The 24,376-nt window shown below is 44.5% G+C and carries 22 protein-coding genes; 9 read left to right on the top strand and 13 right to left on the bottom strand.

The genetic code is table 11. The features are described 5' to 3' along the window. Positions 1–4: 4 nt before the first annotated feature. The 6 genes from gldM to ABQ275_RS25170 all read right to left on the bottom strand — a co-directional run bounded on the left by gldM (position 5) and on the right by ABQ275_RS25170 (position 8,173). The gene (gene gldM, locus ABQ275_RS25195; protein ID WP_349315914.1) at positions 5–1,543 is read right to left on the bottom strand and encodes a gliding motility protein GldM; all 1,539 of its coding nucleotides are present in this window, start codon (positions 1,541–1,543) and stop codon (positions 5–7) included. Between the two features lie 55 nt (positions 1,544–1,598). After that, the gene (gldL, locus tag ABQ275_RS25190; RefSeq protein ID WP_349315913.1) at positions 1,599–2,336 is read right to left on the bottom strand and encodes a gliding motility protein GldL; all 738 of its coding nucleotides are present in this window, start codon (positions 2,334–2,336) and stop codon (positions 1,599–1,601) included. Between the two features lie 156 nt (positions 2,337–2,492). Next, complete coding sequence (locus ABQ275_RS25185) at positions 2,493–3,776, bottom strand: SUMF1/EgtB/PvdO family nonheme iron enzyme (protein WP_349315912.1); 1,284 nt, start codon at positions 3,774–3,776, stop codon at positions 2,493–2,495. Positions 3,777–4,043: 267 nt separating this feature from the next. Then, complete coding sequence (locus ABQ275_RS25180) at positions 4,044–6,092, bottom strand: thioredoxin domain-containing protein (RefSeq protein ID WP_349315911.1); 2,049 nt, start codon at positions 6,090–6,092, stop codon at positions 4,044–4,046. Positions 6,093–6,293: 201 nt separating this feature from the next. Continuing rightward, positions 6,294–6,935: a uroporphyrinogen-III synthase gene (locus ABQ275_RS25175; protein ID WP_349315910.1), complete on the bottom strand. Its 642-nt coding sequence runs from the start codon at positions 6,933–6,935 to the stop codon at positions 6,294–6,296. Positions 6,936–7,120: 185 nt separating this feature from the next. Next, on the bottom strand, positions 7,121–8,173 hold the full coding sequence (locus ABQ275_RS25170; protein WP_349315909.1) for a DUF4271 domain-containing protein: 1,053 nt from the start codon (positions 8,171–8,173) through the stop codon (positions 7,121–7,123). A gap of 198 nt (positions 8,174–8,371) precedes the next feature. On the opposite strand from ABQ275_RS25170, the gene hemW reads away from it, so the two are divergent. Further along, positions 8,372–9,496: a radical SAM family heme chaperone HemW gene (hemW, locus tag ABQ275_RS25165; protein WP_349315908.1), complete on the top strand. Its 1,125-nt coding sequence runs from the start codon at positions 8,372–8,374 to the stop codon at positions 9,494–9,496. A 100-nt stretch (positions 9,497–9,596) separates the two neighbouring features. On the opposite strand, the gene ABQ275_RS25160 is transcribed toward hemW, so the two are convergent. Together ABQ275_RS25160 and ABQ275_RS25155 are read right to left on the bottom strand one after the other, a co-directional pair. Continuing rightward, positions 9,597–10,571 (bottom strand): deoxyhypusine synthase family protein, encoded by a 975-nt coding sequence (locus ABQ275_RS25160; protein WP_349315907.1) that lies wholly within the window; start codon positions 10,569–10,571, stop codon positions 9,597–9,599. 186 nt (positions 10,572–10,757) lie between these two features. Continuing rightward, positions 10,758–11,210, bottom strand: coding sequence for a hypothetical protein (locus ABQ275_RS25155; RefSeq protein ID WP_349315906.1), 453 nt, complete (start codon positions 11,208–11,210; stop codon positions 10,758–10,760). Between the two features lie 316 nt (positions 11,211–11,526). Here ABQ275_RS25155 and ABQ275_RS25150 point away from each other — a divergent pair, with 316 nt between their 5' ends. The 6 genes from ABQ275_RS25150 (at position 11,527) to ABQ275_RS25125 (ending at position 16,615) form a co-directional block, all read left to right on the top strand. Next, entirely contained in the window at positions 11,527–12,123 is a 597-nt protein-coding gene (locus tag ABQ275_RS25150; RefSeq protein WP_349315905.1) for an ACP phosphodiesterase, read from the top strand. 96 nt (positions 12,124–12,219) lie between these two features. Next, positions 12,220–12,813, top strand: coding sequence for a DUF2911 domain-containing protein (locus tag ABQ275_RS25145; RefSeq protein WP_349315904.1), 594 nt, complete (start codon positions 12,220–12,222; stop codon positions 12,811–12,813). 391 nt (positions 12,814–13,204) lie between these two features. Next, positions 13,205–14,344 carry a cystathionine gamma-synthase gene (locus ABQ275_RS25140; RefSeq protein ID WP_349315903.1) on the top strand — a complete coding sequence of 380 codons (1,140 nt, stop codon included), beginning with the start codon at positions 13,205–13,207 and terminating at the stop codon, positions 14,342–14,344. A gap of 194 nt (positions 14,345–14,538) precedes the next feature. Then, positions 14,539–15,312: a TIGR02757 family protein gene (locus ABQ275_RS25135; RefSeq protein WP_349315902.1), complete on the top strand. Its 774-nt coding sequence runs from the start codon at positions 14,539–14,541 to the stop codon at positions 15,310–15,312. 17 nt (positions 15,313–15,329) lie between these two features. Beyond that, entirely contained in the window at positions 15,330–16,271 is a 942-nt protein-coding gene (locus ABQ275_RS25130; RefSeq protein WP_349315901.1) for a DUF6263 family protein, read from the top strand. Continuing rightward, a complete protein-coding gene (locus tag ABQ275_RS25125) occupies positions 16,271–16,615 on the top strand; it encodes a hypothetical protein (protein ID WP_349315900.1) in 345 nt (114 codons plus the stop codon). The genes ABQ275_RS25130 and ABQ275_RS25125 overlap by 1 nt, the downstream gene beginning before the upstream one ends. A 4-nt stretch (positions 16,616–16,619) precedes the next feature. Here the strand turns inward: ABQ275_RS25125 and ABQ275_RS25120 are convergent, their stop codons facing one another. Both ABQ275_RS25120 and ABQ275_RS25115 read right to left on the bottom strand, forming a co-directional pair. Beyond that, positions 16,620–17,276, bottom strand: a complete 657-nt coding sequence (locus tag ABQ275_RS25120; protein WP_349315899.1) for a sterol desaturase family protein — start codon at positions 17,274–17,276, stop codon at positions 16,620–16,622. A gap of 189 nt (positions 17,277–17,465) precedes the next feature. Further along, positions 17,466–18,713 (bottom strand): serine hydrolase, encoded by a 1,248-nt coding sequence (locus ABQ275_RS25115; RefSeq protein WP_349315898.1) that lies wholly within the window; start codon positions 18,711–18,713, stop codon positions 17,466–17,468. 151 nt (positions 18,714–18,864) lie between these two features. On the opposite strand from ABQ275_RS25115, the gene ABQ275_RS25110 reads away from it, so the two are divergent. Next, a complete protein-coding gene (locus ABQ275_RS25110; RefSeq protein WP_349315897.1) occupies positions 18,865–19,878 on the top strand; it encodes a fumarylacetoacetate hydrolase family protein in 1,014 nt (337 codons plus the stop codon). Positions 19,879–19,880: 2 nt separating this feature from the next. Next, the gene (locus tag ABQ275_RS25105; protein WP_349315896.1) at positions 19,881–20,759 is read left to right on the top strand and encodes a flavin reductase family protein; all 879 of its coding nucleotides are present in this window, start codon (positions 19,881–19,883) and stop codon (positions 20,757–20,759) included. 107 nt (positions 20,760–20,866) lie between these two features. Here ABQ275_RS25105 and ABQ275_RS25100 read toward each other — a convergent pair whose 3' ends face one another. The 3 genes from ABQ275_RS25100 to lysS form a co-directional block, all read right to left on the bottom strand. After that, positions 20,867–21,610 carry a DUF4197 domain-containing protein gene (locus tag ABQ275_RS25100; protein WP_349315895.1) on the bottom strand — a complete coding sequence of 248 codons (744 nt, stop codon included), beginning with the start codon at positions 21,608–21,610 and terminating at the stop codon, positions 20,867–20,869. 39 nt (positions 21,611–21,649) lie between these two features. Beyond that, complete coding sequence (locus ABQ275_RS25095; RefSeq protein ID WP_349315894.1) at positions 21,650–22,483, bottom strand: universal stress protein; 834 nt, start codon at positions 22,481–22,483, stop codon at positions 21,650–21,652. Between the two features lie 172 nt (positions 22,484–22,655). Then, on the bottom strand, positions 22,656–24,164 hold the full coding sequence (gene lysS, locus ABQ275_RS25090; RefSeq protein ID WP_349315893.1) for a lysine--tRNA ligase: 1,509 nt from the start codon (positions 24,162–24,164) through the stop codon (positions 22,656–22,658). Between the last annotated feature and the right edge of the window lie 212 nt (positions 24,165–24,376).

The following is a 24,376-nucleotide window of genomic DNA, read 5'->3' as shown; positions in this document are numbered from 1 at the left end:
ACCGTTAATTTAATTTAAAGATAGTGGATGGCATCGAACGAACAACGCCGTCGGGGCCTTTCACTTTCACATTTTCAAAATATACTTCATCTCCCGGACGCAGGGAACGGATAGATGCAGATACATTACCGGGGAAATAAGCAGAGGTAGCATCACCTTCCTGGTATTCCTTGCCTTTCGCAGAGATACCCACACGGTAACCTATCACTTCATATTTCACACCTTCAAATTCAAAATCTTCCAGGTCAGCACGTAATCCGCCCTGTACTTTAAAGTCGGCAGCTTTCATGTTTCCACCTTTATTAACACCTACTTTCAACACCGGATCAGGAACCCGTTTTACACGAAATTCTTTCTGGCCCAATGATTTCGTTTTGCCGTCCACGTTAGCGATCACATTAATGATGGCTTTACCTGGCTGGCTTACAGTTACGATGTATTCGCCTGAACCGCGTTTGGAAATACTACCGCCATTCATGGAAGCAGATACGGCTTCAGCAGGTACACCGGCAGCAGAGATAGAAATCGGATTCTGCAAACCAATGTATAATACATTCATTTTGTCGGCTGAGATGGAGGTGGTTGAAGCACCTACATTATAAGTTTCTGTAAAGGGATAGGAGATAGGATCGCCACCATTGGGGCTAGGTAAGGTAATGTTACCGGTAATTGTTTTTTCGCCAATACCTGACACAGGTATCGTGAATGTTCCTAAACCGTCTGTAGCTGTAACGGACTGTCCGTTTACCACGATAGTAGGATTAACTGTACTGCTGTAAGCGCCCACTGCGATTTGTGCAGTTAAGGTCTGGCCGTCCATCAGGTTTTTTGAATTCAGGGAGATGAATGGTCTTACTTTATCAAATTTGAAGTTGCTCGCATCAATCTGGCGGAACAGGTCATCAATAATAGCAGACTCGGAGTTTTTGATATCATTCTGGAATTTACCCAGGATGGTTACCGCGGCAATAGTAGGCACCATGTTGAAGTGGTAGGTAGTCCATGTTTTAGGACCGCCACCATGATCATTTCCTGATTGGCCAACTTCTATTTTCAACGGCAATGTTTTTGCAAATTTTTCTTTATCCTTAGGTTCTACAAAAGAAAGCAATTGCTCACGCAGGGCAATCAGTTTAGCTTCCATTTCAGGACCTTTTTTCATATTTTCCATCACACGGGTAGGCGCATCGAGGTCGGCTTTAGATTTAATATCGCCGGTTTCATCTTTACCACCACTTTCCGTAATGATGAGATTTTTTAAAGATTCAACATAGTTAAACATTTCTGCAGAAAGCTTCTTCACCTGTTCAGCCTTGGCTTTGAGTGGGGCAACTTTTGCAGCATTCTCCTTCATCTGACTCTCAAACTGCTGATAAATGAGGTCATTTTTGTCAGTCAAAGATTTATTTGAAGTATTGATTGAATTATTAACAATGTTAAAAGCGTTCAATATTTCAGCAGAGACGTTCAACGCGAGCATGGCCGTCAAGACCAGGTACATGATGTTGATCATCTTCTGCCTAGGATCTTTAGGTAGTGCCATAGTTTGTTTTCAGATTTAATTTAATGTTTGTTAACTCAAAACTACTAGCAATACCTTATCTGGTCCCGTGCATCGCGGACAACATGTTACCATATACTGAATTCAGATTGCTCAGATTTTTTGCCAGCAGCGTAATTTGCTCCTGCGTTTTCTTAGCATCTTCAATGCTGCCACTCATAGCGGAAGAAGCATTCTGCAAATTGCTGTAGAATGAGTTCATTGCTTTCAGGTGGTTGTTGGTATCCTGGAGTTCCAGTTCATAGATTGCATTGAGTGAAGCCAGATTTTTGGTCATCCCCTGCATCTGTACATGGAAATCTTTCGTGGATTCCGACGCACTGTTGAAAGAAGAAACAGCAGCAGCAGCAGTAGTGTAGGCAGTTGCTACATTACCAATAGCACTGGCAGCTTCTCTTGTTTTTTGTGTGTAATCACCTGTTGCGGCTACCACATCGCTGATATCTCTCATTTTATCAACGGTAGTACCCAGTTTCTGAAAGTTTTCGCTTAAACGTTGCAGGTTAGCAGGTGTAATGTCTGCTTCCTGGAGCATTTTGTCGAGACCGGCAACAGCAGGACTACTTGCAACTGCTACGGCGCCTTCCGGATGAGATGCACTGGCATCAGGTACAAAAGCGTATACAAAAAAGATCAGTGCTTCTACGCTCAAACCCAGGATCAGCGCAATATCAGCGCCGCGCCAGTGTTGTAATTTAAATAATGCTCCGATAATTACTACTGAAGCCGCAATACATACGAAAAAGTTCAGCCATTTAGCTTTGTTAGGATTCATAGCCATAGGTTAAAATTTACTGGTTAAAGTGTTTAGTGTTAAAGTTCTCTGTACGGAATAGTTATTACTCAAGGATTTGCTAATAGTGTTCATAATATAAAAGGCTTTTCGAGTTATATTAATTACCAGCTATTCTATAGTTGTTCAGCTATTTACTTATTTGTGTTTACTCCTTCTGCTTAATGCGATCGTACACCTGAATCCTACATATGATTTGGAACTATCCTGGTATTCGTAAGTTCTGGTACCTGTTTGCAGGAAGTATCCCACATCTTTCCAGGAACCACCCCTGATAGCTTTACGTTTCATTTTTCGTGGTGCATCATCCGGAACATCCATTCTCAGATATGGGTTCATATCAGATGTAAAGGAATACGCATTTTCGTAGAAGATATCCGCCGTCCATTCAGCTACGTTACCTGCCATGCAATACAGACCGTAATCATTGGGCCAGTAAGCATCTGCGCGAACCGTGTAGAAACCGCCATCTTCCGGATAGTTACCGCGGCCGGGTTTGAAGTTGGCCAGTAAACATCCTTTCTTATTACGGATGTAGTAACCTCCCCATGGATAAGGCGTTTGTTCTCTTCCGCCACGTGCAGCATATTCCCACTGTGCTTCAGATGGCAACTGGAATTTATCTTCCGTAAATAATTTCTTGGCATTCCTGTAATCTTCCCAGAACTTACTTCTCCACTCGCAGAAAGCCGTTGCCTGGTGCCAGTTTACACCCACTACCGGGTAGTTGTCGAACGCCGGATGCCAGAAGTACATACGTGTCATCGGCTCATTATAAGCATAAGAGAAATCCCTGATCCAGCAGAGCGTGTCCGGATAGATAGGAACATCCTTTTTAACGATAAACGTGGAGCGCGGCTTGCCGAAGTTTTCCCGCAGCTTTGCCTTGTCCCAGTTAAACGTTTCCTGGTGATAGACCAGCTTTCCTACATCAATATCTTTACGACCATATAGCCTGTCAGCTTCGGTATACACCATCGCATCCAGCTTTTCAACGGTAGCTTTGTCTTTCCAGTTAATTTTCTGTTTCCAGTCAATGATATCATGACCGTCATCCTGTTTTACATGGCCCAAAAGAATATGCGCAATAGAGTCCTGGACCCATTGCACAAACTGACGGTATTCGTTGTTCGTAATTTCCGTGGCATCCATATAGAAGCCCGAAATGGAAATTGACTTGTTACGTGCCGTGTAAGAATAGTTTACATCCTCATCACTGGGACCCATATGAAAAGTTCCAGGTGGTACATAAACCATCCCGTAAGGTACAGGGGGGGAGTACTTTGGTCTGGGGCTGACGCCAATTAATTGCCCTTGAGCGTTTTTGGGGGTTTTACTACCACCGCAGCTGGCCAGCAGGGAAACCAGCAGAACTGCCAACAGACCTCTTAAATAGTTAAGCTTCATAAGGGTAGCTTTCATCAGAATATGTTTTTCTATTAACCAGCCTGGTGTTATTTGCCTGTATGCAATGGAACACTTTTCTCATATTTTTCACCCGCTTTGTTTATATGAAAGATAGCAAATGTAATAATTAATTTTAATCCGTAGTTACTTTTTATCCAACTTTTTCAATTCCATTTACTTCGGTTCGGTAACTAATTTAAACGCACTTTTTAACATTTTATTATATTCCAGTCGTAACATTTATTTGCCCATTGGCTACCTTGTATAGGGCAAGTTACATAATTATTCTAATAGATTAATAATTTCTCGCATATAAAAAACGGGCTTAATACAATGATAATCCTTGCATAAATAAACTAATGTGTCATTTTCCCGGGCTCTTTCTCTCAGTAAAGGGAGGTCAGAAATATTTTTTTCTGCCCCTATTAAAACCCTGAAAGGAATAAACCAGTTACCCGCTTCATTCATCCGCGCCTTAAAATCCTGTCCCACCACTGCCAGTTCAGGTGTCCCTTTTACAAACTGTAATAACTGGCTCGCCCACACGCCGAAGGAGGTAGGATACCGTACCACTGTTTGTGAAAGGCTGGATACCGCCGCCACACACTTATCCGCCCATTGCTTATTATCAAAAACAATAGAAAGATACCAAAGGTTTTGAATCATAATAGCATTTCCGCTGGGAACAGCTCCATCATAAATTTCTTTCTTTCTTACAATCACATCATCCTGGCCATCAATGGTATAATAAAAGAAGTGGCCACTATCGTCTCCAAAATGATCATTTACAAAGGCGGTGAGATCATGCGCTTTATACAGGTAGGCCGTATCACCGGTAATTTCCTGCAAAGCAATCAATGCACGGATCAGGCACGCATAGTCGTCCAGGAAAGCCGGATATTTAGCCTGCCCGCCCTTCCAGGTATGGTAAAACGCCTGCCCATCTTCATGCTGCCGGAAATTTGCCAGGCAAAAATCCATGTTACGGATAGCCATCTGCCGGTACGTTTCTTCTCCCAGTGCCGCAAATGCCTTACAGCACGCATGCACCAGCAAAGCATTCCATCCCAGCAGAATTTTATCGTCCAATGCCGGACGAATCCTGTTAGCCCTTACTGCCAGGAGCTTTTCACGGCAACCTTGCAGCATAGCCTCCAACACAGCAGCATCGTAGCCCTTTTCAGCGGCAAACTGCTCCAACGGCTGTTGCACCCATAAAATATTCTGCTCTTCCCAGTTGCCCTCTTCCCGCACATCATAAAACGCACAGAAAGGTTTTGCCTGCTCACCGAGGATATGATGGATCTCCGCTTTGCTCCAGGTATAAAATTTACCTTCCACACCTTCCGAATCCGCATCCAATGCAGCATAGAAGCCACCTTCGGGGGAAGTCATTTCACGTGTTATAAAGCCCAGGGTGTCTTTTATGGTTTGTGCATACACTTTGTTACGGGTCAGCTGCCAGGCATCACACAGCACATCTATGAGCAATGCATTGTCGTAAAGCATCTTCTCAAAGTGTGGGGCCAGCCACTTTTCGTCGGTGGAATACCGGGCAAACCCGCCACCTATCTGATCATACAGGCCTCCCTGCAACATCTTGTCCAGCGACAACAGCGCCTGCTGCAACGCAGCCGGATGTTTATAGGCATGGTGATATCTCAACAAATATGCAATGGTAAAGGTTTGCGGAAACTTAGGCGCACGGCCGAAACCACCCCATACCGTATCCGCCTGTTTCAGGATATTCTCACACATCATATCACACTGCTCCCTGGTAAAGAGCTCCTCCCGCGGTATGCCCAGGTCTACACCCGCCTGCACCCCAAACTGGCTGGACTGGCTGATATGCTGCGTCAGGTTTTCGGATTGCGACTCTATTTCATCCCGCTTGGTGGCAAAAGCATCCGCCAGCGACAGCAGCACATCTTTCCAGGAAGGACGGTTGTGTGCTTTCACCGGCGGAAAGTAGGTGCCGCCATAAAAAGGTTTTTTATCCGGTGTCAGAAAAACATTCAGCGGCCAGCCACCAGCGCCGGTCATAGCCTGCACGGCATCCATGTAAATATGATCCAGGTCGGGCCTTTCTTCCCGGTCTATTTTAATATTTATAAAATGCTCGTTCATGATGCGCGCAGTAGCCGCATCTTCAAAGCTCTCCCGCTCCATTACATGACACCAATGACAAGCAGCATATCCAATGCTTACCAGTATGGGCTTATTTTCTGCTTTCGCCCTTTGCAGCGCCTCTTCTCCCCAGGGATACCAATCTACCGGGTTATGCGCATGCTGCAATAAGTAAGGACTTGTTTCCCCTGTAAGTTTGTTCATGGATTCCGCTTGCGAAAAAAATTGATCGATAAAATATTCTTATACAAAGAAATTTATTTTCCGGCATTTATTGGAATAAAATTTTGACATCGCCTAAACACGGACTATACATGGACCATACATGCACTATATATGGACTAAACATAGTCAAAAAAGGGATGGCATAGCGCCATCCCTCTGAAATTATGTCTGTACTAAAATTTACTTCTTGTTTAATGTAGCCAGGTACTGATCCAGTGCGGCTGCCATTGAAGGCGCCTGTGGAGCAGGTGCTTTTACATCCAGTCTTAATCCTGCTTCTTCTACTGCTGCGGAGGTGCTGGGGCCGAATGCGCCGATACGGGTACCGTTCTGTTCAAACTGCGGTACGTTCTCAAATAATGAACGTACGCCGGAAGGACTGAAAAACACAATCATATCGTACACCGTGCCGGCCAGGATTGCCGTTACATCGTTGGAAACAGTTTTGTAAAGGGTAGCCGTAGCATATTCACACTTATTCGCTTTCAACCACTCTTCAATATCCTTTTTCTGGCTATCTGAGCTGGGGAAAAGGAATTTCTCGTTATCCCGGTGCTTGTTCATGACTTCCAGTACACCTTTCGTTGAACCGTCTGCACCATAAAACACCTTCCGTTTACGATAAAGAATGAATTTCTGCAGATACAATGCCACAGCTTCTGTAATACAAAAGTATTTGCAATCCTGCGACACCTTCACCTTCATCTCCTCACAGATCCGGAAAAAATGATCTACCGAATTACGGCTGGTAAAAATTACAGCTGTATAGGTCAGTATGTCAATTTTCTGTTTCCGGAACTCCTTAGCGGGTAACCCCTCCACTCTGATGAACGGATAAAAATCCAGCTTTATGTTGAACTTTTTTGCCAGATCAAAATAAGGAGACTTTTCTGTTTCAGGCTTAGGTTGGGAAATTAGGATTGACTGAACTTGTTTACCTTGCAAATCTTTTTTTGGCCCGCCTTTAATCATACATTTTTTGCTCTAGTGTTAACAATAGGCGGTAATCAGGGATTACCAGTTAACCAGATATTAAGCAACACCTTAGTTAATATTAACACGGGTGCTACTTCGAAGGTGCAAAGGTAAAGAAAAAAATGCAATTTACTGAAAGATAGGTACTGCCTGACCAGAGAATAAGATCTTATATACCTGTATACAACAAGTAATGCAATAAAAAATATCGAAATATAAAGAAATGCATGCGCAATCGGAGGCTCACAGAAAGCCATGATCACCAAAAAAGGCACCAGTAAAACGCCCAGGATCTTATTAATCAGGTATAAAATAAAGATATAGGCATCCGCCAGCTCCGTATTACCAAACAACCAGCCACAGAAACGCAGCATCACATACTTAGTGCCATACACCACCACCACCAGCACAATCAACCCCGGAATCAGCAACCAGGGCTCTGCCTGCGGAAACACCTGCTGCCGGTACAACACCAGGTACAGGTACACACCCAGCGAAATCGTAAAGAATATATTGAGCAACAGGTTAGGAAAAGGAGACTGGGACAACTGATCCTTTAACTGCCGCTGACTCAGCGTAGGATTAAGAAAGGCCCGGAAAAGATCCGAAAAATACTTCCGGTAAGCCAGCCTGATCACACTCAGCATCAATAACACCCCACCCATTAAATAGATGAGCCAGTCCATACTACGATAGGGACGTAAGGGGTTGGTATCAATATAAGTAGGCTTATCGGGCTTCAGGAAATCATTTTCCGCGCTAATCTTTTTCAGGTACAGCTCATAGGCAGATACCCGTTTTGCCACGGGCGCCACGGCTGCACTGTCTGTAGCCAGCTGTGTTGTATCCACGGCTGCCACCGTATTTTTAATCTCTTTCTTTACCGGCACGGCCTTATTTACGGCAGCATTGGCAGTATCCTTTTTCACAGGCACCACCCGCGCTTTCGGGCGCGAAGAATCTGAAACAACATGGGTAGCTGCCGGCTTCTTTACAACAGGTGCCTTGGTACCAGTTGTATCCGCTGTTTGCGCCAATATTGGCAAATAACTGAAGATGAATAGAAACAATAGCCAGTTTCGCACCAGGAAAATATTTTGCAATGACTTTATAATCGGTTTTTTCAACAATGACCTACGCCCCCTGACCTGCCGTAAACAAAGGCAATTAACGGTGTCCTGTTCACATAACAAAACTGAAACGTAATTTTGCCGTTTGCAAAGATATTAAAATAGTCCATAGTTGGCCGGTAAACGGCAACGGTGGACCACTATAAAATGCTCATGTCCGGAATTTATTTACATATTCCTTTTTGTAAGCAGGCCTGTTTTTACTGCAACTTCCATTTTTCCACCTCGCTTACACAGCAGGCAGCGATGGTTGAAAGCCTCTTACAGGAGATCACCCTGCAACAGGATTACTTATCCGGAGCGCCGGTGCAAACCATTTATTTTGGCGGCGGCACACCCAGCCTGCTGAATGCTGCCGAATTACAGGCATTACTGGCACAACTCCGCGCCACCTTTCCCGTAGCCGGCAACGCTGAAATAACACTGGAAGCCAATCCCGACGATCTCGACATCGCTCAACTGCAAATGCTCCGCGATGCCGGTATCAACCGGTTGAGCATTGGTGTACAGTCCTTTCATGAAGCAGATCTGCTGTGGATGAACCGGGCGCACAACAGCCAACAGGCACTGGAATGTATTACCAACGCACAACAGCTCGGATTTTCAAATATTACCATCGACCTGATTTATGGAGGCCCCACCCTAACCGATGAAGGCTGGGAACAAAATGTAAAACAAGCCATTGCCCTGGGAATCCCTCATTTATCCTGCTATGCACTGACAGTGGAACCCGGCACGGCACTCGACCAGTTTATTAAGAAGAAAAAAATGGCGCCTACAGACGCTGATAAAGCGGCGAGACATTTTGAGCTATTGATGCAATGGCTGGGAGCAGCCGGCTATGAACATTACGAGATCTCCAATTTCGCATTGCCGGGATGGCATTCGCGCCATAACAGCAGCTATTGGCAAGGCAAACCCTATCTTGGACTGGGTCCTTCCGCACACTCCTTCAATGGGCATTCAAGACAATGGAATATTGCCAACAACGCCCTTTACATCAAAAGTATAGCCAGCGGTAAAATACCTTTTGAAATAGAATCGCTCACCACCACCATGATGTTTAATGAATACATCATGACTTCTCTCCGCACCTCAGCCGGCTGCAACCTGGAATGGGTAGCAGAAAAATTCGGCGCCGATCAATGCAAAAAGCTACAGGAGCAAAGCAAACAATTTATTTCAAAAGAATGGATGGAGCAACAAGGTGAAGTACTACGGCTCACAAAGGCCGGAAGACTGTTTGCAGACGGGATTGCAGCGGAATTATTTATTTAGTCATTTAATTATTTAGAGATGTAGATATTTTGTTTCAGAACAAAATCCTGATCAGCAACAAAATATCTACATCTCTAAATAATTAAATGACTAAATAAATCTACCAGCCCAGGATATAAGCAAAAATCAAGGGTGCTACGATGGTAGCATCTGATTCCACAATAAATTTGGGTGTATTAATATCCAGTTTACCCCAGGTGATCTTTTCGTTAGGAACAGCACCGGAATAAGACCCGTAAGAAGTAGTAGAGTCGGAGATCTGGCAGAAATAGCTCCAGAAAGGTACATCCGTCCATTCCAGATCCTGGTACATCATCGGCACAACGCAGATGGGGAAATCGCCGGCAATACCGCCACCAATCTGGAAGAAGCCTACACCCTTACCAGCGGAGTTTTTGCGGTACCATTCCGTCAGGTACACCATGTATTCAATACCGCTCTTCATGGTAGAAGTTTTCAGTTCTCCCTTGATGCAGTAAGAAGCGAAGATATTGCCCATGGTGCTATCTTCCCATCCCGGAACGATGATAGGAATGTTTCTTTCCGCAGCAGCGATCATCCAGCTGTTTTTCGGATCAATTTCATAATGATCTTTCATCACACCGCTGAGCAGCAATTTATACATGTACTCATGCGGTAAATAGCGTTCGCCTTTATCGTCAGCGTCTTTCCATATTTTATGGATATGTTGCTGGATAACGCGGAAAGCCTGTTCTTCCGGAATACAGGTATCGGTAACACGGTTAAAACCCTGTTCCAGTAATTCCCATTCTTCCTGCGGACTCAGATCACGGTAGTTAGGCACCCTTTTGTAGTGCGTATGGGCTACCAGGTTCATGATATCTTCTTCCAGGTTTGCACCGGTACAGGAAATTATATCCACTTTACCCTGACGGATCATTTCTGCGAAAGAAATGCCCAATTCAGCCGTACTCATAGCGCCGGCCAATGTCACCATCATTTTGCCGCCTTCCAGCAAATGTGTTTCATATCCTTTGGCAGCATCCACCAATGCAGCTGCATTAAAGTGGCGGTAATGGTGCTGGATAAATTGAGAAACGGGTCCCTTGTTCATGTCATTTAATCATTTATACATTAACAGCCTGGCTCATAAAGCCTTAACAGCTGGCAAAGTTAAGACAATTTTCCATGGAGTGCAGGCGTATACAGAATAAAACAACGGCCTGTGGTACCTGTTATAAAAAGGCCCGTGGAAACTACCACGGGCCTTAACTTCTAACAATATACATTACAACTGAAACTACGCTTTCTTCAAATGGTTCTGGACTTTTAAAGAACCAAACCTGTCAGCCCTTACTATGGTCCAGGTATCCTTACCTTCCAATGTAATATAATACAGGGCGTTTTCTCCTGCTGCATATTCCACTACACAATAGATGCTGGTAGCAGGGAATTTCTTATTCAGCCGGCTGATCACATTCAACGGCAACTGATCGGCCTGGAGATAGCGGGAAGTAGCCAGCAAAGTACCGTCGTCATTAAAGAAGGCGGTTACCCTTGTATTAACCATCGTGAATTTGGCTGTGAAGGTGATGTTATCATCTGTATACCATTTCACCTCTTTGGCGCCTGAGAATGACTCGCTGAAAGTATGCTGTATCTTGTTATTAACAGCGGTTTCATATGGCTTTGCAAAAAGCGTATGTGCACTCAGCAAAAGAGCTGCACTCATTAAAAAGATAAGTTTTTTCATGGCGGAAAAAATTTATGCTGATGTTTAAAAATCATTTTTACAACACAAAACTACGTGCTGAAATGGCCAGTGGTCAAGGGATTCTTTATTAATGGACATACTCGGAAACTTGGACTATCCGTTAATGAACGTCCGCCTGACCGGTGATGAACACCCTGCAATTCACAAGAGCCACAGCCAGTTTGTTGGTGCCAACGCGCCAATGTTGCACGGAGTCGTGTTAAGATTGTGTTAAACTGGATAGAGAAATAATGTGGCCTACAGGAATGGTGAACGATCGTTACATTTGTTACAACCGACACTATTCGCGCTTTCCATGAATTATCTGGCACATGCATATTTATCTTTTCAACAACCGCTGCTGATGACCGGCAACCTGATCGCTGATTATGTAAAAGGCAGACAGCAACTGCTTCAATACGAGTCGGGTATTCAGCAGGGCATCCGGATACACCGGGCTATAGATACCTTTACAGACCAGCATCCGGTAACAGCCAGGGCCAAGTTTTTTTTCCGCCCTTCCTGCGGCCTTTACAGTGGCGTATTTACAGACCTGGTATATGATCACTTCCTGGCAACAGACCAGGAACGCTTCACGGATGATACATTATATGCTTTTGCCCGTAGTGTTTATGGAGAGATAACCATCCGCGAGCCTGCGCTTCCACCCGCCTTTATGGAGATGTTTAAGTACATGCAGCAATACGACTGGCTGTATAACTACCGTACTGTTACCGGTATAGAGCGTGCTTTCAAAGGAATTACGCACCGGGCCAAATACCTGGAAACGAATCCGGCGATCATCTTTGCCGCCTTTATTGAACACTATGATGCGCTACAGGCATGCTACCACGATTTTTTTCCGTCGCTCCAGGCACATGTGGAAGCGTTGTTAAAAACAGAAAACAGCTAATAGCTTGTTAAAGCACTTCCCGCCTCTTTTCTGATTCCTCAAAATTGGGTAGGTTTGGGCGCTCAATCCAATTAAAAAGAAATAAAGTATTACAGGATGATAAAAAAAGTAATCTTTTTGGCCCTGCTGGCTGGCACATTCAGTATAAGCGCAGGAGCGCAGGATAAAAAGATGCCCCCGCTGGATGCCAGTCCGATGGATATGGCCTACTACCCGGTCATGTATCCTTATGTTGTGAAAGTAAAAGGAGAACCAGGCTCGCTGGTGGCAAGGGTTATTTACAGTCGTCCGCAAACAAAAGGCCGGCAAATCTTTGGCAACCTGGAAGAATACGGCAAAATATGGCGCCTGGGTGCGAACGAAGCCACTGAAATAGAGTTTTTCAGACCTGTGATCATTGCCGGAAAAAATATTCCCAAAGGCCGCTATACAATATATGCTATCCCAACAGAAAAGACCTGGACCATCATTCTGAACCGTGATACGGATATCTGGGGCGCTTTCAAATATGATCAACGCAAAGATGTGGTAAGAACCGCCCTGCCGGTAGTGTCAGTAGATACGCCTGTAGAAGCCTTTACCATGGCATTTGAAAAGGGAGATCCCGGGGCTAACCTGGTTATAGCCTGGGATAAAGTAAGTGTAAGCCTGCCTATTAAGTGGTCTGAAGCTATCGCGAAGAAAAAATAGTTCCTTCAAAAACACAAAGTCCGCAAAGATTTTTTTTAAAATGATTAAAAAAAATCTTTGCGGACTTTGCTATTTATAAAGCTTCAATTTAGACAAAAGAGAAAGGCGGTAAGAATACCGCCTTAAGAATTTTAACCATATCCTATGAAAAACCTAAAACGAATCTACTCCGAATATGCATATCCGTTACCTACGATTTGGTGAACGATATAAAATCGTTCGTTATCGTACCAAATAAGACGATAAATAAATACGCCCGAGCTAAAATTGACAATTTTGAGGGTGGGAGGCCGGGAAATGTATCTTATCCTTTCCAACCCTCCCGGCGTGTCAAAATCTAAAGTATCTTTGAAAAATTACCAGAAAATTGTTCATTATAAATATTTAAGATATGAAGCTGGGTACTAAACTCATACACGCAGGTGTAGCTCCCGATCCATCTACGGGGGCCATAATGACGCCTATTTTCCAGACATCTACCTATGTGCAGAGCGCACCCGGCGTACATAAAGGATATGAGTATGCGCGCACGCAGAACCCCACCCGCGATGCCCTTCAGAACGCCCTGGCAGCCATTGAAAACGGCACCCATGGCATCTCTTTTGGCAGCGGACTGGCAGCAACAGACGCCGTGATGAAGCTCTTGAACCCCGGCGATGAAGTAATTGCCACAAACGACCTTTACGGAGGAACCTACCGCATTTTCACAAAGATTTTTGAGCGTTATGGCATCAAATTCACCTTTATAGGGATGCAGGACGCCAAAAACATCGAGGCCCATATCACCCCGCAAACAAAAATGCTTTGGCTGGAAACACCCACCAACCCATTGCTGAACATCATAGATATCGCTGCCTGCGCTCAGATTGCCAGGAAAAGCGAGCTCCTGTTGTGCGTGGATAACACCTTTGCCTCCCCTTATCTGCAAAATCCGCTGGACCTGGGCGCTGACATAGTGCTGCATTCCGCGACCAAATACCTGGGCGGCCACAGTGATGTGGTACATGGCGCTATCATTGTTAAGAATGAAGCACTGGCCCAACAGCTCTATTTTATACAAAACAGCTGCGGCGCCGTTCCGGGGCCACAAGATTGCTTCCTGGTATTGCGCGGCATCAAAACCCTGCATGTACGCATGCAGCGCCATTGCGAAAACGGGGAAGTAATCGCCCATTTCCTGCGCAACCACTCCAAAGTAGACAAAGTATACTGGCCCGGCTTTACCGATCATCCTAACCACGATATTGCCAAAAGGCAAATGCGCGGCTTCGGTGGCATGCTCTCTTTTACATTGAAAGATGATAACCTGGAAGCTGCCAACCGCGTCCTGAGCAATACACACCTGTTTTCCCTGGCAGAATCATTGGGCGGGGTAGAATCGCTGATAGGCCATCCGGCCAGCATGACGCATGCTTCCATACCCCGTGAAGACAGGATCAAAAACGGATTGGCCGATTCCCTCATCCGCCTGAGCGTGGGTATTGAAGATGCCGGCGACCTGACAGAAGATCTGAATAACGCCATTGGATAAAAGCCGGAATAAAGTAGATTTTAAATGTTACGTGTTAAAAATTATCTTTACTTACATATTTATTTTACGAAAACCATATCCACAGTCTTTTTATCAGGCCATACCCCAGCCATCTGCTAAAACGCCACTGGTAATTTTAACAGATAGTTGTGGTGTACAGCCGGACTGCCGGAATTACATGTGACTAACTATATATGAAGATCCAACAACTGAAGGATTTCCTGGATGCTAAGGCCGCGTACTACAATCACCCGGACTTTATTGCCAATGATCCTATTTCTATACCGCACCAATACAGCAGGTTGCAGGATATTGAGATAGCTGGCTTTTTTGCGGCTATAATGGCGTGGGGGAACCGCACCAGCATCATCAATAAATGTACTGAACTGATGCAAATGATGGATAATGCGCCCTATGATTTTATCCGTCATCATGAACCCAGGGATCGCATGAAGCTCATGTCTTTCACCCACCGTACCTTTAATGGACTGGACCTGTTGTATTTTGTGGAATTCCTCCAGCACTATTACACCAATGTAACATCGCTGGAATTTGCTTTCAGTGCGCATATTACACCGGAAGACGAGAACGTGGAAAACGCGCTCATCGGATTCAACAAAGTATTCTTTGCACTGGAACATCCGGAAAGAACACGCAAGCATATTTCCACACCCGCCAAACACTCTGCCTGCAAGCGACTCAATATGTATTTGCGCTGGATGGTAAGAAAAGATGAAAATGGCGTGGATTTTGGGCTGTGGCAACACATATCACCCTCGCAGCTGGTTTGCCCCATGGATGTTCATGTGAGCAGGGTAGCTGCCAGACTGGGCCTGGTAACGGATCCCAAAGCGGATTGGAAAACAGCCACAACGCTGACCCATGAGCTGAAAAAACTGGATCCCGATGACCCTGCAAAGTATGACTTTGCACTGTTTGGCCTTGGCGTGATAGAAAAATATGTTTGATCAATTAAATAATGGTAATGAAAAGATTTTTGGGACTGATTACAATGCTGGTAGCACTCACTGTTACTACCAAGGCTCAGGAGTATATGGCGATGAACTATACCTTCGCTAAGGGACAACAGTTTGAAATGGAGCAGAAAAGCCGCAGCGAAACCTATATGACCGTAAATGATGTGGTGCAACGTACTACCCGTGATTATAATAACATCATTAGTATAGAAGCGACAGAAGTCAATCCCGGTAAAACTATTCTTACCTTCCGTTATAAGGAGTTGAAATTTAACTTCAACGCCAAAAACCAGAATATTTTTGTTGATGCCAAAGTAGCCAACGACAAAGAACCATTTCAGGCCGGCCTCAAAAATATACTGGACAAACCCTTTACCGTAGAAATACAATCTACCGGTATCGTTAATAAAGTAGACGGACTAGATAACATCCTTGACAATGCAGCCGCTGCTTTCAGCGCATTGAAAAAAAATGAACAGGAAGCCTATATGAAACTGATGAAAGACCAGTTTGGAACAGACGCCTTCCGCAGCTGGCTGGAACAATTGCTGATTATGTACCCTGCACACGGTATCAAAACCGGTACGCAATGGGAAGAAAATGTGCCCATGCGCGGCGGATTGATAGGCAGTATAGACCTGTACTGGAACCTGCAAACCTGGGATACACAAACGGCTAAAATTGGCGGTACCTCTAAAATAAAGACTGATAAAGTGCAGATGCTGACCCTGGAAGATGGCATTAAAGCAACCGCAGAAATCAGCGGTAGCACTTCTTCCAATTACCTGGTAGAACGCAGCACCGGCCTCCCCAGCATATGCGTACAAACCACGGAGATGAATGGTAACTATACCTATAAAGCCGATAAGGCCAAAAAGATCAGAAAGGACCTGAAAGTCCCCATTAAAGTGGTTACCAACGCTTCTTACAAAATAAAACAAATGAAGTAATGACTTCATTTCCTGCACAATACTTACAGGAAACAGCTGTCTGGGCACAGCAGACCTTTGAAGTACGTGTTCCCCTTAACGTTAGTTATGAATTGCTGGAAGAAATGCTGGCGGAAAGATTAGAATTACTGATCAGTAAAGACTTCCACCAATTCATTTTTATCCTGTACCGGATAGATATTGCTGAAAAGAAAGTGAAAGCGATCCTGGAGGAAGCAGCAGCATCCGGTACAGACCCTTATAAACCAATAGCAGCCCTGATCATTGAAAGACAGCTGCAGAAAATAGCCTCCCGTGCAGCATTGAAAAGAGACGACCTGCCGGATGACGAGGAAAAATGGTAAATCTTTAAAACGTTAGCTCCTTCACTTTCTCCTTGTCTTCTTTTTCCTTTTCCAGGTCGAAGAAAGTACCGAATACCTTATCCCATACAGCGGTGCTTACACCAAACCCTTTGTCCTCACTCTTATAGTGGTGCAGGTGGTGATTCCGCCAGATAGGTTTCATAAATTTAAACGGCGGATTCCAGGCATGGATAGCATAGTGCATGCTGCCATAAATGAGGTATCCTAACATGAATCCGGGGAAAAACATAAATGTAAACTGCCGCAGGAAAATATACTGCAACCCGAAAATGGCAGATGCCAGTACAAGGCTGGGTATCGGCGGCATAAACAAACGTTGTTTGTCGCGCGGATATTCATGGTGATTACCATGCATCACATAAATAAATCGTTGAATCCTGGGGCGGTCACTCGCAAAGTGGAATAAAAACCGGTGCATCAGGTATTCAAAGAACGACCAGAATAACATGGCGCCAAAAAATACCAGGGCTACCATTTCCAGCGAAAAGCCCAGTGAAGTGTGGCTATAATAAAGCATATAACCGATGATGGGTAAATATAAACCCCAGATAATCAGTGGATGCGTTTTGGTTAGCATCTCCAGGTACTGACTTTCAAATAATCTTGCCTGTCCTTTGTTCTTAATCTTTTCAAACTTCATGACTCCCATGATTTAGTGTAGTTACGGGAAAATGAATAAAACCTTCCTTATATCATCCTGGCAGCGTGTATCAAAAATTATGCACAATTTTAAATTTCTGACACTTCCTACAATAAAAATACAATGTTCGTTCTGATTGGAATATTTTACTATTTTATATCCTCATAAATAATTTCTATCCCAGAAAAACTACTTCGTATAATCTATCCTAAACTGGCTAAGGTCGGGGTTATGGGCTCTTTGACGCTGTAATTCATACCCATAAATTATTTTTCCAATTTCCTTAAAAAACGGATACCCATCCTCTTCATATTCATATTTATCATCATTCAAAATGCCGTCGCGGTTTACATAAATCGTACCGGTGAGCATAAATTCAACATTGTGTTTAAAATCAACAATATAGGCTGCATCAGTCAGGAATCCGTATGACCAGCCCGTTTTATTAAATACACGCATGTAGGGTGGAATGTTGTGCCCTGCACCTTTGAAGAGAAAAAATTTTGTATAACTGTCAAAATATTCTGTTGTGTCATATTTTGGATACGTTGTTTCTGACGGGTATTGCGACATATACCGGTATAAAAACCGGTAGTCATCTTCCGTAATATTAAAACGCCGGGAAGCAGGTACGGAAGCCGGGAACAATACCGACTGCAACAGCTGTTGCAGGTCTTCCAGCGGCAGGTTGTTTTGCCGTGTAAAGTCCATCGGAAGCGGTACCAGCTTATCATTTTTATCCATGTACGCCGTTCCCATTGTTATCTTTTTGCTGTAATCAAAGGCCAGTGTGCTATACGCCGGCGGTTGTGCGTAAATACTTTTCCCGTTGTCTTCAAACCGGATGGCGTTGGTATGCCGGTTTTCTTCTTCTGAGAGCGGCATAAAACGGCGTACGATGCGAGCCCTTTTATAACCTTTATCCCACAGCTTTTCATGAATCGTCTGTTGTCCCACAAATTCATACAGGCGGTTGTAAGCATCATTATCGCTGATGAGAAATATTCTTTTAATATAGTGATAGATAGATGGCAACCCGTTCTCCGCAGTACTATCTGTATGCACGGTAACCTGCCCGCTCCAGCTACTGTCTGTCAGCATGGGGGTATTGCCGGTAATTCCCTCTGCTTTCAGTTCCTTCAGTTTCTCCAGTGCCAGCAACGCAACTGGCAGCTTCACGGTGCTGGCGGGATTGAAATACTTATCAGCATCCACGTCCAGGTAATAATGCTTAAAATGCGGCTGATTGTGCGCATCCCGGTCGATCTGTGTGTAGATCAACTGATACCTGAAAGAATCCGGATACTGAAGTATGTGTTTCAGTGCCGGAGAAGCCTCCCGACTGATCAGGTTCCGTAAAAGGGTATCTGTGCGCGACTGGGCCTGCAATCCATATATCTGGCAGCAGCAAAAGAGCAGTATCAAACAATAACGCATAGGAGGCGGTTCTGTTTTCTAAATATAAAATATTTAGCCGGCTATTCATGTCTTTCCCACCTTTTCACATCGCTTTTATTCAATAAATCTGCATATTCAGCGCGCCATTCTTATATTTGGCCATTCATACATCAGCCACAATAACGAAACTATGAAACTTGTAAGTTATTTAAGAGAAGAAACAGACCAGCTGGCGATTTTAGTAGCTGGACTGTTGTATAATACACAGGAGTTGCATCCGGAATTACCCAACAATATGGGTATGTTTTTAATGATGTGGGAAGATGTGATTGACATTGCCAAACATGCAGATGAAAGCCTCAAAGCCGGCAAGCATCCTGGTTCTGCCAATGGCATTCCTGTAGAAAGCGTGCAGATATTATCTCCTGTACCATTCCCTACCTCCTGCCGCGATGGTTACGCTTTCCGGCAACATGTGGCTGCAGCAAGGCGCAACCGTAAAGCAGATATGATCCCCGAGTTTGATCAGTACCCTATCTTTTATTTCACCAACCACAATGCTATACAAGGTCCCGGCGATGTTAGCTGCATGCCCGACCATTTCGAAAAACTGGACTTTGAACTGGAAACAGCTATTGTCATCTGTAAACCCGGGCGCAATATTACCGCAGCAGAAGCTGATGACTACATAGGCGGTTACATGATCATGAACGATCTGAGCGCACGTACCCTTCAATTGGAAGAAATGAAGCTCAACCTGGGACCTGCCAAGGGAAAAGATTTCAGCACGGTTATCGGCCCAATGCTGGTAACAGCAGATGAACTGGACGCCTTTAAAATTCCGGCTAAACCCGGTCATACCGGCAACGCCTTTCAATTGAAAATGACCTGTAAGGTCAATGGCATCCAGGTAAGTGAAGGCAATATGGGTGATATGGACTGGACCTTTGCCGAAATTGTAGAACGCTGCGCATATGGCGTAAACATCCTTCCCGGCGACATTATAGGCAGTGGCACCGTAGGTACCGGCTGCTTCCTGGAACTAAACGGCACCGGCAAAAGCAATGACGCTAATTATACTGAACAATGGCTGCAACCCGGCGATGTGGTAGAAATGGAAGTAGAAGGACTGGGTACCCTCACCAATACAATTATTAAAGAGGATTCCGACTTCTCCATACTGGCGCTCAGGAAAAACGTATAGTCATGCAGGTGAATCCTACAGAAATAAAGACCAGCGAGCTGCATGCTTATCTGCTGGGCGCCATCGCGCCGCGGCCTATTTGCTTTGCCAGTACAATGGATCGGGATGGCCGGCCTAATTTGTCGCCCTTCAGTTTCTTTAATGTATTCGGTTCCAACCCGCCTACGCTGATCTTTTCACCTTCCCGCAGGGTGCGTGATAATACAACCAAGCATACGCTGGAAAATGTATCGGCTACCCGCGAAGTGGTGATCAATGTGGTAAGCTATAGCATGGTACAGCAAATCTCGCTGGCCAGCTGCGAATACCCGGCAGGGGTGAATGAATTTGAGAAAGCAGGATTTACTGCGCTGCCATCTGAAAAAGTAAAACCTTTCCGGGTAAAAGAGAGCCCGGTGCAACTGGAATGTGTGGTAAAGGAGATTATAGCAACCGGACAGGGCGGCGGCGCCGGCAACCTGGTAATTTGCGAGGTAGTAATGCTGCATATCGATGAAAGTATCCTCGACAGCAACGGTAAAATAGATCCGCATAAAATTGACCTCGTAGCCCGCATGGGCGGCGACTACTATTGCCGCGCTTCCGGCAACGCCGTATTTGAAGTACCCAAGCCTAATACCAGCCTGGGCATCGGCGTAGATGCCTTACCGTTAGCTATCCGCAACAGTCATATCCTCAGCGGTAATAACCTCGGGCAACTGGGCAATGTAAACAGCATCCCGTTTATAGATCCATCTTACCAGGATGATCATCTCAAAAATATTATCCAGTATTATAGCATTACCCCGGCAGAAATGGAGCAGGAACTACACTATCATGCAAAAAAACTGCTGGACGAAGGAAAGGTGGATGCAGCGTGGCAGGTACTACTGAGTATTTAGGGATTTTTTGATTTACGAATTTAGGAATTTGAAATGCAGCGAAGATCTACGCAATAATCTTCGCTGCATTTCAAATTCCTAAATTCGTAAATCAAAAAATCCCTAAATTATTTACCGAAAACCTTCTTCAATAAGTCCGTTGTTCTCGCGGCAGGGTTGGCGCGGATGGCGGCTTCTTCTTTACCGATCTGGTCAAACAGCGCGGTTACAGCCATGGTGGTTACGTAATCCTGCAAATCAGGATTTACCTTGTTAAAAGAAGTTGGCAGTTTATTGTAGGTAGTTACGATATCAGTATAATAACGGGTGGCGCTGGTACTATCCAGTGATTTCTTCACCACAGGCGAAAAAGCGGATTTCAGCTGATCTGTGGTTTTACTTTTGAAAAATTCTGTAGCCGAATTATTACCCCCTTTTACAAGGTTCAATGCATCTGTCAGCGTCATTTGTTTGATGGCATTTACAAAGATAGGTGCTGCATAACCCATTGCCTTTTCAGCAGAACGGTTTATTTGCAGGATAGCTTTATCCACCTGGCTACCCAAACCTATGGAGCGGAGCGTGTTACCAATTTTCACGGCATCCGGCGGCAATAATAATTTGTAGATATCACTACCAAAAAAACCGTCTGTTTTATTCAGTTTGGCAATACCTGCGGTTACCCCTTTTGATAATGCCTCTTTAATAGCAGAACCAGCTTCTGATTCTGTAATATTTGTGCCGGTAGCAGTTGTTCCGGAAGTAGTCGTCGTTTTAGTGCCAAGTTTGTCACCCAGTTTTTTCAGGAACTGCGCCTGGCTGGCCTGTAAGCAAAATACACCCAGCAGTACCAACATTGTTCTTTTCAGCATAGCGTTAAAATGAATATTAATATGTATCAAAAGTATAAATTATTCGTGTATTGTGAGCAAAGGTATATGGGTTTGATAGGCCAGCTTTGAAGTATGGCTCCGTTTGAAGATACTTTCGAACAATCCGTGTTTTTTTGGAATGGTAAGGATGAGATCGGCATGAATACTTTCTGCAAATTCTACAATCCCCTGTACAATATTAGGATTATCAATGAAATGATATTCAGGTTGATAATCTTCCAGTAAAGTATCCAGCATCAGTGTTTCGAAAGGGGTATCTGTTGTAAAGTGCCGGCTTTCATGATCAATATTGATTACATGCAGCTCGGCTTTAAAAACAGACAGCAACCTTTTGAGGGGTGCTACCGGCGTAGTATCAGCCACTTTGCGCAGATCGCAGGCAAATACTATTTTCTGGATGGGTTTATATTTTGCGGCACCAGGAACCACGAATACCGGGCAACTGGTATGTTTTACTACATCAATAGTGTTGGAGCCAACCAGGATTTCTTCCATCTTGCTGCCACCGGTGATACCCATTATAATCATATCTGCTTCTTCCTGGCGGCATACATCATCGATAGTGGCGGCCAACAGGGTATTATCGGCCCGGGTTACAATAGTAAGGCCGGGAGAGAGCAACGCAGTCAGTTCTTTTTTCATCTTTTCCAGACCTTCCAGGCTGGCGTCTCTCAGATCATCCGGATTTACCATCGGCACTACGGTAGGTACATCCGGGATGGGAACGATCAGCTCATACGCATGGTAAAGTACAATGCGGGCTACGCCCAGCTGTGGCGCTAACGCCAATGCATAAGTGGCGGCGTTATATGCGGTATCAGAAAAATCAGTGGGGACTAAGATCGTTTTCATGTGGCTAATTTTAAGATACAATGAAGCACTACTTAAAGTTAACGATGTGAAACGGTAAATGAGCGATTATTTCAGGCAAAGTTTTACCGGCCGGAAAGGCTGTAAATAACAAAGCAGCAAAGGAAAACACCTTGCTGCTTTGTTATTTATAAAAATCTGTATAAAATAAAATCTATTTCTCCTGCTTCATCTGCGGGAAGAACAGTACATCCTGGATGGACGGTTGGTTGGTCATCAGCATTGTTAAGCGGTCGATCCCAATACCAATACCAGAGGTAGGCGGCATACCATATTCCAGGGCACGTAAGAAATCGTAATCAATATACATGGCCTCATCATCGCCACGTTCCATCAGTTGCACCTGCTCTTCAAAACGTTCACGCTGATCAATAGGATCGTTCAGTTCACTATAGGCGTTGGCAATTTCCTTACCATTCACCATCAGCTCAAAACGTTCTACCAGGCCAGCTTTGCTGCGGTGTTTCTTTGTCAGCGGGCTCATTTCTACCGGGTAATCGGTAATAAAAGTAGGCTGGATATAATGGCCTTCACATTTCTCGCCAAAAATTTCATCTATCAGTTTGCCTTTACCAAATTTCGGATCTACGTGAATACCCAGTTGCTTACACACCTCGCGCAGCTGTGCTTCATCCATAGCGGCAATATCAACACCGGTATGTTCCTGGATTGCTTCAAACATGGTCACACGGCGGAAAGGCGCTTTAAAGTCGATCACTTTATCACCCACCTGTACTTCCGTGGTGTTGTGTAATGTAAGGGCTATTTTTTCCAGCAATGTTTCGGTAGTACGCATCATCCACTCATAATCCTTGTAGGCGGCATACATTTCCATTACGGTAAATTCCGGATTATGGGTACGGTCCATCCCTTCATTACGGAAATCTTTTGCAAATTCGTATACCCCTTCAAAACCGCCAACAATCAGGCGTTTCAGGTATAACTCGTTGGCTACCCGAAGATACAGCGGCATGTCCAGCGCGTTATGATGCGTAGTAAATGGCCGCGCAGTTGCGCCACCGGGAATAGGTTGCAGGATAGGTGTTTCCACTTCCAGGTAGCCCAGGTGGTTATAAAAGTCGCGGATGGTTTGCATGATTTTGGTGCGCTTGATGAACACCTCTCTCACTTCCGGGTTAATCACCAGGTCTACATAACGCTGACGGTATTTAAATTCAGGATCTGTTACTTCGTCAAATACCTGTCCTTCTACAGACTTCACTACCGGCAGCGGGCGCAATGCTTTTGCCAGCATGGTAATTTCTGTAGCATGGATAGAGGTTTCACCTGTTTTGGTAATAAAGGCATAGCCTTTTACCCCGATAAAGTCGCCGATATCCACCAGCTTCTTAAAAACGGTGTCGTAACCGGATTTATCTTCTCCCGGGCAAATATCATCACGGCGGATATAGATCTGGATACGGCCTGCTTTGTCCTGTATAACGGCAAATGCAGCCTTTCCCATATCACGTACACTCATGATTCGGCCAGCCAGGCATACTTCCTGAAATTGCGCCTTTGTTTCTTCCGAATAATTTGTTTTTATGTTAACGGAAGTATCATTAACCGGGTACTCCGCTGCAGGATAGGGGTCTATTCCCATGTTTTGCAGCTCCTGTAATTTTTCCCGGCGTATAATCTCTTGCTCAGATAATTGTGTCATGTAGTTAGTTGTAAATGCCAATTGGAGTGCAAAAATAACTGATTATGGGGAATATCTGCATGCAAAAGGGTTGTAAGACTACAACCCTCTTATTTTTTGACCATATCCTATGAAAACCATTATGAAGTTAGCCTGTTTCACTGCTATAAATAATAGCGTTTTACAGGACGAGGGTATTTATTGCATATCTGGTAGATAATCGCCTAAAACCG

The sequence above is a fragment of the Chitinophaga sp. MM2321 genome (genome assembly GCF_964033635.1).
Classification (GTDB): Bacteria; Bacteroidota; Bacteroidia; order Chitinophagales; family Chitinophagaceae; genus Chitinophaga.
The sequence above is the reverse complement of the archived record's forward strand: the minus strand, read 5'-3'. Positions and strand labels throughout refer to the sequence as shown.

Coding starts and splice junctions, on each gene's coding strand:
- ABQ275_RS25095 (WP_349315894.1), bottom strand. CDS start 22,483: ATGAAAACGATCTTAGTCCCCACTGATTTTTCTGATACCGCATATAAC.
- ABQ275_RS25140 (WP_349315903.1), top strand. CDS start 13,205: ATGAAGCTGGGTACTAAACTCATACACGCAGGTGTAGCTCCCGATCCA.
- gldM (WP_349315914.1), bottom strand. CDS start 1,543: ATGGCACTACCTAAAGATCCTAGGCAGAAGATGATCAACATCATGTAC.
- ABQ275_RS25155 (WP_349315906.1), bottom strand. CDS start 11,210: ATGAAAAAACTTATCTTTTTAATGAGTGCAGCTCTTTTGCTGAGTGCA.
- lysS (WP_349315893.1), bottom strand. CDS start 24,164: ATGACACAATTATCTGAGCAAGAGATTATACGCCGGGAAAAATTACAG.
- ABQ275_RS25160 (WP_349315907.1), bottom strand. CDS start 10,571: ATGAACAAGGGACCCGTTTCTCAATTTATCCAGCACCATTACCGCCAC.
- ABQ275_RS25120 (WP_349315899.1), bottom strand. CDS start 17,276: ATGAAGTTTGAAAAGATTAAGAACAAAGGACAGGCAAGATTATTTGAA.
- ABQ275_RS25115 (WP_349315898.1), bottom strand. CDS start 18,713: ATGCGTTATTGTTTGATACTGCTCTTTTGCTGCTGCCAGATATATGGA.
- ABQ275_RS25135 (WP_349315902.1), top strand. CDS start 14,539: ATGAAGATCCAACAACTGAAGGATTTCCTGGATGCTAAGGCCGCGTAC.
- ABQ275_RS25185 (WP_349315912.1), bottom strand. CDS start 3,776: ATGAAAGCTACCCTTATGAAGCTTAACTATTTAAGAGGTCTGTTGGCA.
- ABQ275_RS25105 (WP_349315896.1), top strand. CDS start 19,881: ATGCAGGTGAATCCTACAGAAATAAAGACCAGCGAGCTGCATGCTTAT.
- ABQ275_RS25110 (WP_349315897.1), top strand. CDS start 18,865: ATGAAACTTGTAAGTTATTTAAGAGAAGAAACAGACCAGCTGGCGATT.
- ABQ275_RS25100 (WP_349315895.1), bottom strand. CDS start 21,610: ATGCTGAAAAGAACAATGTTGGTACTGCTGGGTGTATTTTGCTTACAG.
- ABQ275_RS25130 (WP_349315901.1), top strand. CDS start 15,330: ATGAAAAGATTTTTGGGACTGATTACAATGCTGGTAGCACTCACTGTT.
- ABQ275_RS25145 (WP_349315904.1), top strand. CDS start 12,220: ATGATAAAAAAAGTAATCTTTTTGGCCCTGCTGGCTGGCACATTCAGT.
- hemW (WP_349315908.1), top strand. CDS start 8,372: ATGTCCGGAATTTATTTACATATTCCTTTTTGTAAGCAGGCCTGTTTT.
- ABQ275_RS25180 (WP_349315911.1), bottom strand. CDS start 6,092: ATGAACAAACTTACAGGGGAAACAAGTCCTTACTTATTGCAGCATGCG.
- ABQ275_RS25150 (WP_349315905.1), top strand. CDS start 11,527: ATGAATTATCTGGCACATGCATATTTATCTTTTCAACAACCGCTGCTG.
- gldL (WP_349315913.1), bottom strand. CDS start 2,336: ATGAATCCTAACAAAGCTAAATGGCTGAACTTTTTCGTATGTATTGCG.
- ABQ275_RS25125 (WP_349315900.1), top strand. CDS start 16,271: ATGACTTCATTTCCTGCACAATACTTACAGGAAACAGCTGTCTGGGCA.